The organism is Mycoplasma sp. CSL10166, assembly GCF_017116885.1.
Taxonomy (GTDB): domain Bacteria; phylum Bacillota_I; class Bacilli_A; order Mycoplasmatales; family Metamycoplasmataceae; genus Mycoplasmopsis.
The window spans coordinates 141,816-157,145 of the sequence record NZ_JAFIRF010000001.1; the positions used below are offsets into that span (position 1 = coordinate 141,816).

At 24.7% G+C, this 15,330-nt stretch carries 8 protein-coding genes; 4 read left to right on the top strand and 4 right to left on the bottom strand.

What is annotated here, in order from left to right; all coding sequences use genetic code 4:
• Positions 1-176: 176 nt before the first annotated feature.
• A complete protein-coding gene (locus JXZ93_RS00555) occupies positions 177-1,493 on the bottom strand; it encodes a hypothetical protein (RefSeq protein WP_205852432.1) in 1,317 nt (438 codons plus the stop codon).
• Positions 1,494-1,642: 149 nt separating this feature from the next.
• Between JXZ93_RS00555 and JXZ93_RS00560 the strand changes: the two genes are divergently transcribed.
• Positions 1,643-2,137 (top strand): hypothetical protein, encoded by a 495-nt coding sequence (locus JXZ93_RS00560; RefSeq protein WP_205852433.1) that lies wholly within the window; start codon positions 1,643-1,645, stop codon positions 2,135-2,137.
• A 100-nt stretch (positions 2,138-2,237) separates the two neighbouring features.
• Here JXZ93_RS00560 and JXZ93_RS00565 read toward each other — a convergent pair whose 3' ends face one another.
• Together JXZ93_RS00565 and JXZ93_RS04075 are read right to left on the bottom strand one after the other, a co-directional pair.
• Entirely contained in the window at positions 2,238-2,645 is a 408-nt protein-coding gene (locus JXZ93_RS00565) for a hypothetical protein (protein ID WP_205852434.1), read from the bottom strand.
• A 107-nt stretch (positions 2,646-2,752) separates the two neighbouring features.
• Positions 2,753-5,839: a S41 family peptidase gene (locus JXZ93_RS04075; protein WP_205852435.1), complete on the bottom strand. Its 3,087-nt coding sequence runs from the start codon at positions 5,837-5,839 to the stop codon at positions 2,753-2,755.
• A 292-nt stretch (positions 5,840-6,131) separates the two neighbouring features.
• Here JXZ93_RS04075 and rpsL point away from each other — a divergent pair, with 292 nt between their 5' ends.
• The 3 genes from rpsL to fusA are packed head-to-tail and all read left to right on the top strand — an operon-like array spanning position 6,132 to position 9,169.
• On the top strand, positions 6,132-6,545 hold the full coding sequence (rpsL, locus tag JXZ93_RS00575) for a 30S ribosomal protein S12 (RefSeq protein ID WP_174893086.1): 414 nt from the start codon (positions 6,132-6,134) through the stop codon (positions 6,543-6,545).
• 39 nt (positions 6,546-6,584) lie between these two features.
• Positions 6,585-7,055, top strand: coding sequence for a 30S ribosomal protein S7 (gene rpsG / locus JXZ93_RS00580; protein WP_174893085.1), 471 nt, complete (start codon positions 6,585-6,587; stop codon positions 7,053-7,055).
• 23 nt (positions 7,056-7,078) lie between these two features.
• Complete coding sequence (fusA, locus tag JXZ93_RS00585) at positions 7,079-9,169, top strand: elongation factor G (RefSeq protein WP_205852099.1); 2,091 nt, start codon at positions 7,079-7,081, stop codon at positions 9,167-9,169.
• A gap of 422 nt (positions 9,170-9,591) precedes the next feature.
• On the opposite strand, the gene JXZ93_RS00590 is transcribed toward fusA, so the two are convergent.
• Positions 9,592-15,252, bottom strand: a complete 5,661-nt coding sequence (locus tag JXZ93_RS00590; RefSeq protein WP_205852436.1) for an MGA_1079 family surface serine endopeptidase — start codon at positions 15,250-15,252, stop codon at positions 9,592-9,594.
• Positions 15,253-15,330 lie beyond the last annotated feature (78 nt).

Consider the following 15,330-nt stretch of genomic DNA (forward strand, 5'->3'; position numbering starts at 1 on the left):
TTTTATTAATTAAAATTCAATATATATTATTAAATATATGTAATATATTTTAAATTATAGCACTTTTTTATTATTGATATACATATTAATGTTTTATTGGTTTAAAGTAAGCTTCCAAGGACTTTAAAATAGATTAAAAAACAAATAACCAAGATTGAAATTTAACTAAATTGTAACTATTTGTCTATATTTTCTTTATTTTTAATTTCTAAAATTCTCTTATTAAAAATTCGTTCAATTTTTTCTTCAAGTAAATTATCGATTCTATTAGATTGTTTTTTAGTACTTTGTATAAAACTTTCTAACATTGCTTTGTTATAATAATCTAGTTTAAAATTGTAAGAGTCATAAAAGTCTTTTAAACATTCTAGTAGACTGCTATACTTAATTTGTTTTCATTCATTATCTTCATCGCTTAGTTTAATTGTTCTATAATCTGGAGATAAAACAAAAAGGTGTTTTTTATCAACGTTATTTACTTTTTTCGAAATTCATTCTTTAACTTTATCGTTATATCCTTGTAATTGAGTTTTTTCATCTTGGTATTCTGATATATCTGCCTTTATTTTGTTTTCAATTATTATTAAATCACTTGTATCATTTTTAGCAATTTGAATTGATATATCTGTTCTTTTTCATTCCCTTTTAATCATAATATTATTAAAATCTAAATTTTCATCTCGGATATTCAAAACATTTTTTATAAAATTTTTAGTTAATTCAGGATATTTATTTAAAAAGTAATAGATTAAGTTTGAATACGATAATTCATCGTACTCTTTTCCGATTATCTCTAAAAAATTCAATTTTTCATTTTCGTTGTTAATTATTTTTGGAATAAAAACATCTATTTTATCACCTCAAAGGTTATCATCATTTATTATTTTTTTTAATTCGTTGTAAGCATATTGTTTTTCTTCGTCATCTTCTTTAAAGAAAAATCTCGGAGATCGTCCTATTATTTTTCTATTAGCTATTTTATATATATTTTCATCTTTGTATTTGTCGTCATTAATATTTTTGTTTGTTAATATGTAAAAATCTTTTTTTGGTTTAACAACTTCATCTGCTATAAATGTTATATAAACGTTATTATCCGTATCTTCATCTTTGAACTTATTTTTATTAAAAATTTCATTTAAAAGAACTCCACCATAACTTATTCCTTGTTCTTTAATCATTTTTTTCTGTTGATTAGTAATTGTTGCTTTATTCTCGTTGTTTATATTATCTCCAAATATTTTTAACCCAACAGCTCTACCTATTACTTTATACAAGTTATTACCACTATATTTCACTAAAATCATTTTTGTATCATAACTTTGATGCTTAACATCTAATGTACCACTAGAAGATAAATATATGTAGTTTTTACCATTGTCGGATTTATATAAATTTATAATTTCATGACCTACATTATCATATTTGCTTATATATGTACCACTATACATCTTGTTAATTATTATTTGGTTTAATCTTTTTTGTTCATTCATACTTAAAATTTTATCATTTATTGATTATATAAAATAAGTTCATGTATTAAAAAGTTATCGAAATTAACTGAAAAAAATAACTGCATTTTTTACTTATTTTCTAAAAAGTTATAAAATTACTTAAAAATAAACCTAAAAAAGGAGTTTTTATGATTTTTACAACATATAATGAATTAAAAGAAAATAAATATGATATCAACTCTTGATCTGTAGACGTTATTTCTGTCTACGACGCTTTAAGAAAAATTTTGAAAAAATATATTGATAAAACTTATCAAGATTATGAACAATTAACTCAAAGTTTTTATACAAGAAATGATAGATTTTTAAAAGTGTCTCACGACTTCTCTTTTTATTTAATGAAATACTTAGCTAATAATAATGCTTCAAGTCAAAAAGATAATATTAATAAAGTGTTAGTTGAAAATAAGAAATTATTTTCAACTACTAACGACGAAAACTTAAGAGAGAAAGTTTTAACTTTATCTAAACAAATTTTTAGAATTACACATTTAGATGGATCAACTAAAGATATTTTATTATTAGTTGATTTATTAAATAGTGTAGATAATTCAAAGATAGAAATAATAGAAAAGTTAGATTTTAATTTTCACCCATTTAATGGGTGTGATATGCCTTCTTAGTTTCATTGTAATATAACATATAACAAAACCTCCGAATCTGATCTGAATTCGGAGGTTTTGTGTATTTAAAATTTATTTTTTATTCTTCAATAATTGTTATTTATTCTTTTTGATCTTTTTCTTTATTTACATAAGTTTTAATTATAGGTGTTGCCTTAATTAAAAAATAAGTAGCGGCAAAAACGTAAACCGGTGGGTTAAAAATACCTATTATAAGTGCCGTTTTGATACCGCTTAATTCAATCATTTTAGGGCTTATAAAATATATTTGTAGAATAATAATAACTAAGTAAGCTATCAAAAATAAAATACCAAATATTACAATGAAAGTTATTCAAGCTTCTGAACTTGTACCAGAAAATCCGCTTAAGCTAGTAGCAATGTTTAAAATTGCCCCTACAAAAAAACTTAAAATAGGAATAATTACTAATGTAGTTATCATTAAATTTTTAGATATTACTAAGTTTTTTAAGTCTTTTTTTGAATAATTTTTATTTTTATCAAACATAATTCCTCTCCTTTAATATATAAACATTATACATTATTTTGTTCTTTACATTTGGATGTCATGCAATAAATAAGCATCATAAACTAATTGTTACGATGCTTATTTTTTTATTTTTCATTAAATTTAATTGTTAATGGTTTTGAAAGTAATGATTCATTTAAATTTGTAAGCATAATAGTTAATTCAAGCGTATTATCATCTTTTGCTCTTAAAAAGAGTCCGTAACTATTTTCAACTTGATCTACTCATTGATTTTCATTTATATTTAATTTTTCTAGCATTAATTTTATTTTTTGTTTAACACTTAATAGTCTTTCTTGTAACGCATTATTATCATCGCGCTCAACATTTCTACGTCCAAACTGAAAGTCATTTATAAAAGAATAAATATCGTTTTCATTATCGACAATATTTAAATTATTTTTTGATATTTCGTCAAATCTAGTGTCAATTAAATTTTTTTGTTCTTCAAGATTTTTTTGGCTAAAACCTCAATTTCTTTTTTCTATTTCTAAAGCAATGTTTGGCAATTCTGAATTAGGATTATTATCGTTTTTATTTGTTAATAACTTATCAATATATTTTAAATCATAAAAATCTTTATAGTCTATTTTTATTTGTGGAATTACTGGTTCCTCAACATCTGTTAAATCGTCTATATTATTTATTTCTTGGTTATTATTCTTATTAGAAAATGAACCATTAACTGATGACATATATAGTGTAGTTCCGTCTGGTAATGAAGTAGGTAAAACAGAAAAAGCACCACCTCCTGAATTATTACCGATTATAGTTGCTAAATTGTTGTCTTTTGCTATGTGAGCCATAATGTTCGCAGCAGAGAATGTACTATTAGATGTTAGAATATAAAACTTAAAATCATCTTGGAAACTATCGTTATCAGAAAAATCATTATTTTCGTTATTATCAACATTATAGTAGTTAACAATTACAGAATTATCGTTCATATTAATTTGGTAATCGTAAATAGGTTTATTGGTTAAGAAACTTAGTGCTTTAAATAGTGAAATTGTTTCTCCACCACCATTAGTTGTTAAATCAATTACTATATTTTTAATTTTTTCATTTTCACTTTTTTGAGAATTGTCTTTTTTTATTCGACTAAGTTTATCTTTATAAAATTGGAATGTGCTATTTAGAATTAAATCAGGATTTTCTCTAAAGTCAAAATTATATGTTGTTAGAAATGCGGTATTATTTTCTACTTTTAAATCATTAAATTTCTCCTTATTTTGTAATTCTAAATATTTGGATTTTTGCTCATATAAAAATATAGTGCTCAATAGGGAGTTATTTAAGTTTACATTTTGCATTCCATAATTACTTATTTTGTCTAAATTACCATCATTGTTTTGAAAATTTCCATTATAGAATGAAAAGTTTCTTACTACTGTGTGTCTATCTGATAAATTATTTTGTAACACATCAACATAACCATAATTATTTTTATTTACATCTGTGGATAAAATTAATTGTTTTTGATATTCGCTTATTGTACTTTCTCATTTTTTGTCTTTGAATTTCTTATCTTTCAATCCATAAAAATTATTCATTAAAAATTTTAGTGTATTAAAGTTATAATCTCTGTCTTTTTTGTCTTGACTTGAACTGATATAAGATATTTTATTTAATTTATCTTGTTGTTTTTGATAAATAGTGTTAAACCCGACTATATTATCGTTGCTTAAATATAAATTATAATAATTCGGATTCGCAAAAAGTATATTAAAAATTGGTAAAGGCATCAAAATATCATTATTTGTATTTATAAATTTAAAGTTAGCATCGGCTAAAGAATATTCAACTCATTCTTTACCTTTAAATATTTTGTTGCTTTTATAAATATCTAAATGAATGTTAGGATCTAGAGAATCATTATCTTTTACAAAATTTCAAAAATTAGCACTAGTAGCTGAAAAAATATTTTTTCCTAAATCTATTCTTATTTTTTCATTATTAGGCAAAGTATATTCAATAATTTTATCTTCTTTTTTAATAACGCTTAGTCCATTATTTTTGAAAAGTCCATCAAGGTTAAAAATCATATCTAACAACCCAACATAAATAACTTTTTCGTTTTTCTCATTATATGTTGATATATTTTTTGTCGAAAAGTTATAACCTTCAAAGTAATTTATGAACGATTCACTTTTATAATCTAAATTAAGATTTTCTGCATTTTTCTTTTGTTCATCATTAATTTTTACCTTTTCATCATCAACTAGTTTTTCTAATAGCTTTATTTTATCGTTAAAGTCAGAACTCGATTTGTTCGTAATTTCATTAAATTTATTTTTCACATTCTCAAAGGAATTTACAGATGTATTTTTTAAATAATTTAATAACGCTTCTGCATGTTCTTTTGCGATCGCGTATCTATAAATGGTTGAGTTTTCAACTTTTATTTTATTAATTCTTTTCTTATTTTTTAATATATACTCTGTTTTTAAATTATATAATTGTTTATTTTTTTCTTTTATAGCTTGTAAACTATTATTTTCATTAGAAATAAAATTTTTATTTTCATTTATTTTAGAATTTAAGTCATTTAATTTCAGTTCATTATTATTTTCATATTTATCATTATTTTCTTTAATAATATTGCTTAATTGTTCTAAATCCAAAATTAATTGGATATTATTTGATTTTTGATTTAAAATCTCAAACAATGAGTTATATTTGTTTATTTCTACTTGAATTTCTTCGTCCGACAAACTTTCTTTTTCAAGTGTTTTATTTATGTTGTCTATAGTATTTTCTATATCATTTTTTAAAATATTAAATTTTTCGCCGTTGTTTTCGTATTTCAAAATTTCATTTTCGAATTTTCTTTTGATGTCTTTTAAGGTTAAAAATTTATCTTTTTGTTCTTTTGTTTTAGGATTAGTATTATTATTTTGTTCGATGTTATCTTGATTGTTTTTGTTTGGCTCTGAATCAATATTTTCGTTATTTTGAGATTTTTTATCGTTAGATTCTGTCTCATCTTTTCGATTAGTAATATTATCTTTTGCTAATTTTTCTTTTCTATCATCGCTCGGTAGTTCGTTAATTTTATTTTTTTCAGTATCTTGCTTTGGAGTTTCATACTTATTGCTAGTGCATGATGTTATAGCAATTAATGGTAAATGACTAATTAAAGCTCCTAAAATAAATTTATATTTTTTATTCATATTTTCCTTCAATTCACTTTTTTGATTTAAAACTGCTAAATTATAATAAATTTTTATTTTTTTAGTATCTTATGTTTAATTTTTATTTAAGATAAGTTATCTTTTAAAAGAAAAAAGTTAATTTTAATTAAATTTAATTTAATAAAAATAATTTAAAAATAACTTTTAAGCCTACAATATAGTCATAAAAAAAATAAAAATATGATACACACGGATATGTTGTTTGGTATAATAATTAAGCTATATTTTATAGTTGAACAAATTACATTATATTAAAGAAAGGAAGCAGAAAATGCCAACAACAAATCAATTAGTTTCAAGTGGTCGTAGTTCTAAAATTAAAAAGCAAAATGCTCCTGCATTAAGCTTAAGCTACAACTCACTTATTAAAAAATCTAAAAAAATGGCTTCACCATTTAAACGTGGTGTATGTACTCGTGTTGCAACAATGACACCTAAAAAACCTAACTCAGCTTTACGTAAATATGCTCGTGTTAAGTTATCAAATACAATGGAAGTTACAGCATACATTCCAGGAGAAGGACACAACTTACAAGAACACTCTGTTGTTTTAATTCGTGGTGGTCGTGTTAAAGATTTACCTGGGGTTAGATACCACATCGTTCGTGGAACACAAGATGCTGCCGGAGTTGCTAAACGTAACCAAGGTCGTAGTTTATACGGAACAAAAAAAGCTAAAAAATAAGCATAATTAATTAAATTTATAAATATTAAGGAGGACTTTATGTCAAGAAAAAAATCAGCACCTATCCGTGAAGTACTTGCAGATCCAGTTTTTAACTCAGTAGTAGTTACAAAGTTAATTAATCAAATTATGCTTGACGGAAAAAAATCAATAGCTCAAGATATCTTATATTCAGCTTTTGAAATTATTAAAAAGAAAACAGAAAAAGAACCAATGGAAGTGTTTTTAGCAGCAGTTGAAAACATTACTCCTCAATTAGAAATTCGTACAAGAAGAATCGGTGGAACAAACTACCAAGTTCCTACTGAAGTTCCTACACGTAGAAAACAAACATTAGCACTTAGATGATTAGTGCAATATGCTAGACTTAGAAATGAAAAAACAATGGATGTTCGTTTAGCAAATGAAATCATCGATGCATCAAACAAAACAGGTGGAGCTATTAAAAAACGTGAAGATACACACAAAATGGCTGAAGCTAACCGTGCATTTGCACACTTCAGATGATAGTGTAAACTTTACTTTTAAATAATATGGCTAGAGATTACGAATTAAGTAAATACCGTAATATCGGTATTATGGCTCACATTGATGCAGGAAAAACAACAACAACAGAAAGAATTTTATACCACACAGGTAAAATTCACAAAATTGGTGAAACACATGATGGTGGTTCACAAATGGACTGAATGGACCAAGAAAAAGAACGTGGTATTACAATTACATCAGCTGCTACAACAGCATTTTGAAAAGGACACAGAGTAAATATTATCGATACTCCAGGTCACGTTGACTTCACAGTTGAAGTTGAACGTTCATTACGTGTATTAGATGGTGCGGTTGCCGTACTTGATGCACAATCAGGGGTTGAACCTCAAACAGAAACAGTTTGAAGACAAGCAACAAACTATAAAGTTCCACGTATTGTTTACGTTAACAAAATGGATAAAGCCGGAGCAGATTTTGCAGCTTCAGTAGCGTCAGTTAAACAACGTTTAGGTGGAAACGCAGTTGCTATTCAATGACCAATTGGTGCAGAAGCACACTTTAAAGGAATTATCGACCTTGTTACACGTCAAGCATTTACATACAACGGTGAACAAGCAGAAGAAGAATTCCCAACAGAAATTCCAGAAGAATTAAAAGACATAGTTGAAATTAAACGTCAAGAATTATTAGAAGCAGCTTCAGCATTTGATGAAGAATTAATGATGAAAGTTCTTGAAGGTGAAGAAGTTACAATCGATGAATTTAAATCAGCAATTAGAAAAGCTACATTAAGTTCAGAATTCTTCCCAGTAGTTTTAGGAACATCATTCAAAAACAAAGGTGTTAAAAAAATGATCGATGCTGTTATTGATTATTTACCTTCACCTACAGATATCCCGGCTATTAAAGCTCATTACGAAGATCAAGAAGTTAGTGTTGAAGCTAAAGATGAAGGTGATTTCGCAGCTTTAGCATTCAAAGTTATGAACGACCCATTCGTTGGTTCACTTACATTCTTCCGTGTGTACCGTGGAGTATTAAACAAAGGAAGTTATGTATTTAACTCAACAAAGGGACAAAAAGAACGTATTGGTCGTATTCTTCAAATGCACGCAAATAGCCGTGTTGAAATCGATGAATGTCGTGCAGGAGATATCGCTGCTGCTGTTGGTCTTAAATATACAACAACAGGTGATACATTAGTAGATGAAAAAGCTACAAAAATAGTTCTTGAAAAAATGGTTTTCCCAGAACCAGTTATTTCTCAAGCTCTTGAACCAGAATCAAAAGCAGCTACAGAAAAATTATCATTAGGACTTCAAAAATTAGCTGCAGAAGACCCTACATTTAGAACATACACAGATGAAGAAACAGGACAAACAATTATCGCTGGTATGGGTGAACTTCACTTAGATATTATTGTTGACCGTCTAAAACGTGAATTTGGTGTACAAGCTAAAGTTGGTGCTCCTCAAGTTTCATACCGTGAAACTATTACAAAATCAGCTGACGTTGAAGGAAAACACATCAAACAATCTGGTGGTAAAGGTCAATACGGTCACGTATGAATTAAATTCGAACCAAACCCAGATGGTGGATTTGAATTCGTTGATAAAATCGTTGGTGGTAAAATTCCTAAAGAATACATTAAGTCAATTCAAAAAGGACTTGAAGAAAAAATGGCTGTTGGTATTTTAGCTGGTTACCCAATGATCGATATGAGAGCTACATTATTTGATGGATCATACCATGATGTCGACTCTTCTGAAATGGCTTATAAAATAGCAGCTTCTAAAGCTCTTACAAAAGCTAAAGATCAAATTGGTACAGTACTATTAGAACCAATTATGGACGTTTCAGTTGTTGTTCCTTCTGACCACATGGGAGATGTTATCGGTGATTTATCACGTCGTAGAGGTCTTGTTAATGATCAAGAACAAAGATCAGATGGTGCAGTTGTTGTTAAAGCAGCAGTTCCTCTTTCAGAAATGTTCGGTTACTCAACAGAACTTAGATCTATGACAAGTGGACGTGGAACATACCAAATGCAATTTGATCACTATGAAAAAACTCCAAAAAGTATTTCAGATGAAATAATTAAAAGAAGAAATATTCAAAATAAAGACGAAGATTAATAATTAAAAATCAAGCCTACTAAATAGGTTTGATTTTTTAATTCATTTTTAACAACGATATATTTATCATTTTTTGGTGATACACCAAATATTAATCATTGATAGACATTTTTTATATATTTTAAAAATAGTGTTTTTAATAAAATACTTATTTATTCAACAACTCTAATCGTAATATAATAATCCAAATAAGTTAAGAGAAGATAATTTAATCAACGTCAGTTTTAGAATACTTAATTCATATAACCTAAAAGAAAATATTAAGAAATTTTAGTGAAAATGAAGTAAATTAATTAAGTATTTATAATCGAATAAAAACCTATATTGATTTTATCGATATGGGTTTTGTGACAAATTTAGCTCACCTAACTTATCATAATATGTAACTATGATGTTTTTAATATTTGATTATTTTTTGTAAATTATTCATCTACATCTTCTTCTTTGTAATCATTTTTGAAGAATCATGGAGTACTGAACTTATACGGATGTTTTAAGTTTTCTCTTATAATTTGACTTGCAAAAGAATTAGAGTTGTTAATTTCAAATGGATTTTCACCTTTAAAGTTCATTCCCATATAATTTAATGTCTTAGTTGCGAATGTAGGACCTGACGATTCAACGGCGTGTCAACCTTGACTTCAAGTTGCTACGTATGTATCGTTATCAAGATACATACTTGTTCCAGAACCACCTGATCCTAAGTATATTGGCGGTTTGTAATCGCCGTCTAATTTAATATTTACAAAATCAATTTTTTTGCTTCAATTATTTCCTTCTCCGCCTCTAAAATAAACAGGCCTTCTGTTAATAACTCCTGACATATTACCGCTTGGGAATCCTAAAATCGTTGTATTTTGATTTGAAACAACTTTATTCGATCTTGCTATTAATGGATGAATATCGAACTTTACGTTATTCATTTTATTATTTATATAATCAAGTTTATAAACAATGTTCATGTCACCTTGTCGCTTAGCTTTTTTATACGCTTCTGTAAAATCACCAATAAATACTGTTAAGTCCACTGTAATTTTTTCATTTGAATTATTATTATCTATTTGTTCAACACCGGATCATATAACGGTAGTAGGTATATTCTTTTTATCCATATGTGCATAAAGAACATCATAGTAATCGTTAATGTCATTTTTTCTATGTTTAGGAGCTAACAATAAATTAAAGTTTTCTTCATATTTTGTGTTATCTTTGTTTATATCGTTAAAATTTTTGATTCTACCACCACCAATAACGTGTCTATTTGTAATTAAATAATATCTATAGTCATTAGGATCGTTATTTACTTTACCGATTATAGATGTTGATCCAAAATAACCAGGACCTATAAATTGAACTGATCTCATTCAAGTATCTTTAGCTTGTTTTCAATCATCATGTTTATTTCAGTTTAGTGTGTCCACATTGGTTTGGTATCCATTATGAAATTTGAATCATACATTTTGGTTTGGTCAATATTCTGATTCGTTAAGAAATTCAGAATCATTACTAAATAAAATTGGTTGATTATTATCAGTATAAAATACATCGTTATAGTCAAATCTATTTGAATTAACTTCAAATAATTCATCTTGTAAATTGTTTGTGTATTCAATACTTACTTTGGCAGCTGATGGCATTACTACTATTGCGTGATTTGGGTCAAATAGTTGATTTTCTTCAAATTTATAGTCTTCAGGAGAACCGACAACAACTTTTTGACTTCTATCTTTTGTTTGGATTACTACTTTTATACCTTTTTCTTCTTCTCAAATGAAGAATATATCATACACATAATTTTTATTATTAATTTTTGTGTAATGCGGCTCAGTTTTCTCTATTTTTATTATTTTATTTTCTTTTAGTTGGTTTCAATCTATAGTATATGTATAGGTATTATCTGTAAATCAACCCCCATCACCTCAAACCCTTGAATTTTTCTCTCTATCATTGCTTAACAACCCTGCATATATTGTAAAAATAAGTTTAGCGCTAGAAACATTTTTTCTTAACAAAGTTTTTTCTATATATTTTTTATCCAAATATCAATATGCATTATTTTCGTTTTTATCTTCTTTCCAAAGAAGGTCTCTTCAAAATGGTTCAATTTGTCTTTTTCTTTTAACTTTATCATGCGAAATATAAATTGTGCTCAAAGGACCTTGTTCGAATTGAGGAGTTTTAATTTGTTTTAAATCAGTTTCAATAAAATCTTTAAATCCTATAACTCTATACCAACTTTTACCTTTTATTTCTTTATTTTGATTATTAAGTATATTTTTGGAATTAATTTTTAATTTAATATACAACTCATTATTTTCAAGTTTTTGTACTTCATCTATTTTTATATCTGACGCTTTAATTCTAAAGTTATTATAATAAATATAACCATCACTTTCTTCTGTTTTTATTGTAAAGGAATTTCTTAATTCATCTTTGTGGTTTTTGAAGTACTCAGCATTATTAGATTTTAAAATTTCTTTATTAAATACTAAATCGTCAAGAGATATATTATTTACAATCACTTCAGGATATATAGCTTGCTCATAGTCGTTTACCAAATTAATTAATTCATATTCTTTGTCATTGGTAAATCTTATATTACTATTTTGTTTATTAATTCAACCAATTTTGAATTTCAATCCTCTTCTACCTACTAATTTAAAGTCGTAAAAGTAATAAAAGTAATTATTAATTAAAGGATTTATATCCATTTCAAATCTAGTTATATTTTCTTTATTAATTTTATCTTTTTCGCTTAAAGGAATATAATCTAATTCATCTTTAATAGTTCCATTAGATTCTATTGTATGTCTACCATTATTGTCATCTCAAAAAGTATTAGATATTTTAAAGAAATAGTTAAATTTATTGAAAGCTTTTTGTTCTATAAAATTAATAGGATTTAAAGTACGGTAGTTTGTAATTACCCCTGGTCCATAACTCACATGACCTTGTGCTAGTCTTCAATGAATTACAGATTCATTCATTTGATTTATTAAATTAAGAATATTAGTATCGGTTATCTGTGTGTATTTTTGATCATTAAAGTCTGAAGAAGTAAAATATTCACCTTTTGGTTTTATGTTTTCATAATTTAAAAACATAAAATTGTTTATTGTAAATTTGTTGTTAATACCATTTTCAGGTTTGGGCGCTTCAACTCCATTTTCTGTATATCATAATTTTAAATCTGCTCTTCTTCTGAAATCATCAACATTTTCAACTGACTCAATATAAATTTGGTATTTTCCAAATTTAGGAAGATTATAAAATTCGTTAAACTTTTTTATTGCTTGTGAAGCTAAAAAATCAGTATGATTTCATCTATTTGTAGGGTCTTTTAGAGTAATATTAGTAAATAATTTTTCAATGTTGTTTGAATTGATTATTTCTAATATTTTATTTTTATTATTTTCATCTCAGTATTCTTCGAGTGTTGTTTTTCTTGGTACAAAATGTTTAATTGCTGATAAATTTATTGATTTTAAAATTTGGTTATTATATAAAACGTCAACATTCCCATTTAAAATATTGTTATTGATATTTATATTAGAAATTTTGTATTTAAAAAAATTATTTAGTTCAAATTTAGAATTTTCGAATATTTTACTTCTTTGATTATTATTTAAGTTATTAAATTCATCTAATGTATATGAGTTAAGTAAATCATAATTAATATTAAATAAAGAATCTAATTCGTTAAATGTTATCGCATCAAGTTGGTCTTTTATGCCTCGTTCATATGTTCTAGATTTTTCAAATGTTATAGAAAAATTATCTACACCTTTTATTTTTGCTTCAACTACAACTGTTAGTATTTCTAAGTTATCTCCAGAAACTTTTAAATCCTTAATTGTGTAATTAAATTTATCGTTATCAAAATGATCGAAGAAAAGAGAAGCGTTTTCTAAATTAAATGAACCAGAACTTTTTAATGAATCCAAATTATATTTTGATTCTTCTTCAAAATTATTAAGATTGAATTTAGAAACTGTCATTTCTTCTAAAAGTTGATGTGCTGTTTTTGAAGTGTTGTCTTGTTCGTTTTCAATTTGGATTAATTCATTAATCACCGATTTTAATTTATCTAAATTTAAATTTTCGCTTGTAAAATCATATTGTTTAAGTTGATTTGTAAAAAATTTTCTATGTTTGTTTTTAAACATATAGAAATCCAATTCTTTTTTGCCTAAAATTTGTTTATTTTTTATTTTAAGTTCGAAAGATTGAATTTTATTCAATAAATTTAATATTGAATTGTTTAATTGATCAAAATAAATTTCTTGAGCACCTAATTGATCAATAGTTTTAATTAATTTGACTCTAAATATTATGTCATTTTTTATTTCGTTAATAATTTCAAAACTTTTTATTTTCTCAATTAATAAGTTTGTTTTTTCTTCAAATTTATTTTCGTATTTATTTAATTCTTGTTTTATATTATTAATTTCAAAATTCACTACTGAAGAGTTAACTTCATTTAATAGAGTATTTTTAATTTCGCTTGAAATTTTATTACTATCGGTTATGGATTTAATAAGAGTTTGTTTGTTTTCTGTAAAGCCATCTTCTAATGATTGTAAATTATTATGTTGAATATATTCTTTAATTTCTGTAATCAAGTCACTTATAGCTAATGAGCTTATGTTTTCTTTTAATAAAATTAAAGATTCGTTAAGTTTATTTTCGAAGTCAAATGATGATAGTTCGTAATATTTATTTATATTATTTGCAATTTCAATATTAAAATCATTTTCTAATAGTTTATTTACTAGATTTTCTTTAATTTCTTGATTATTATATGCAATTTGTTTTTTTGAAAAATATATATCTCTTATTATGGAATTTTTTAAATTATATTCATCGATTGAATTTAAATATTCTTCCATTTTATTATTTTGAGAAATTATGTAAATATTTCTAGATTCTGCAAGTTTTTTTCATTCGATAATTTTTTCTTCTAAATAATCATTAAGTTTTGTTATATCGATTATTTTTGCTTCTACTATTTTATTTATTTCATTAGTTAAATTAATAAATTTGCTTTCGTTTGTGAAACTAATATTTATTCCTTCTAAAGCTTTTGCTTGTTTAAATTCGAAATAATCATTTAATTTTAAAATTACTTTAAAAATGTTATTATTAAATATTTCATAATTTGTAATTTCAAATCGGTTGTAGTTCTCTAATATTTTATTTTTAAATTCTATAACATTCTTATTTTTAAAATTTGAAAGTGTATTTGATAATATTTCTTTATATTCATTAACCTTTTGTTCTTTATTTAAAATTGATGTTAAAAGTTCGTTTAATTTATCTATTTTTGTAATATTTTTTATGTTGATATCATTGTAACTAAAGTTTTCTTTATTTATTAAGTTATTTAAAAATGTTCATAACTCATTTATTTCATAACTATTCTTAATAGTATTTATATTAGAAATTTTATTGTATAAGTTAATTGAATTATTAATAGAACTTAAAAAATTAATAATTTTAGTATTTAAATCGATATTCTTATTACTATTTATTAAAACGTCATACTCTGATAATATATTTCCTTTAAAGTTAGAAAATTTTGGATTAACAAAATGAGAAAATGACTGTTTCAATTCCTTTAGGTTTTTTATTAAATTATTATTTAATTCAGAAATGAAGATTGACAAATTATCTAATTTTTCTGAAAAATCTTTAAATTCTAAATTATCATATTTGATAATTTTTTTATATTTTTCTTCAAATTTATTTAAAATGTAATATTTTTCATCGTTATTTAAATTATTTGAATTTTTAAATAATGTATTTAATTTATAAAATATTATAACAATATCGTTATTTAGTTTTTCATAATATTTTACGTTTGAGTATTTTGGGTAACTGTCTAAAATATTTGTCTTAAAACTATCTAAAACATCACTATCATTATTTTGAATTTTTAATTTTAATTCTTTTTTATATTTTTGTTTATTTTGTTCGATATTGTTTTTATTTATGTGAAATAATGCACCTATTGTTGTAGCCGTAATAATTGAAAAAGTAGTTAAAGATAATGCAGTTATAATTATTTTTTTCTTTTTTATCATATATTATTTTCCTTTTATTGCTATATTCAAATTTTTATTTATAAATTTTATTTTTTATTTAATTATTTGCTATTCTAT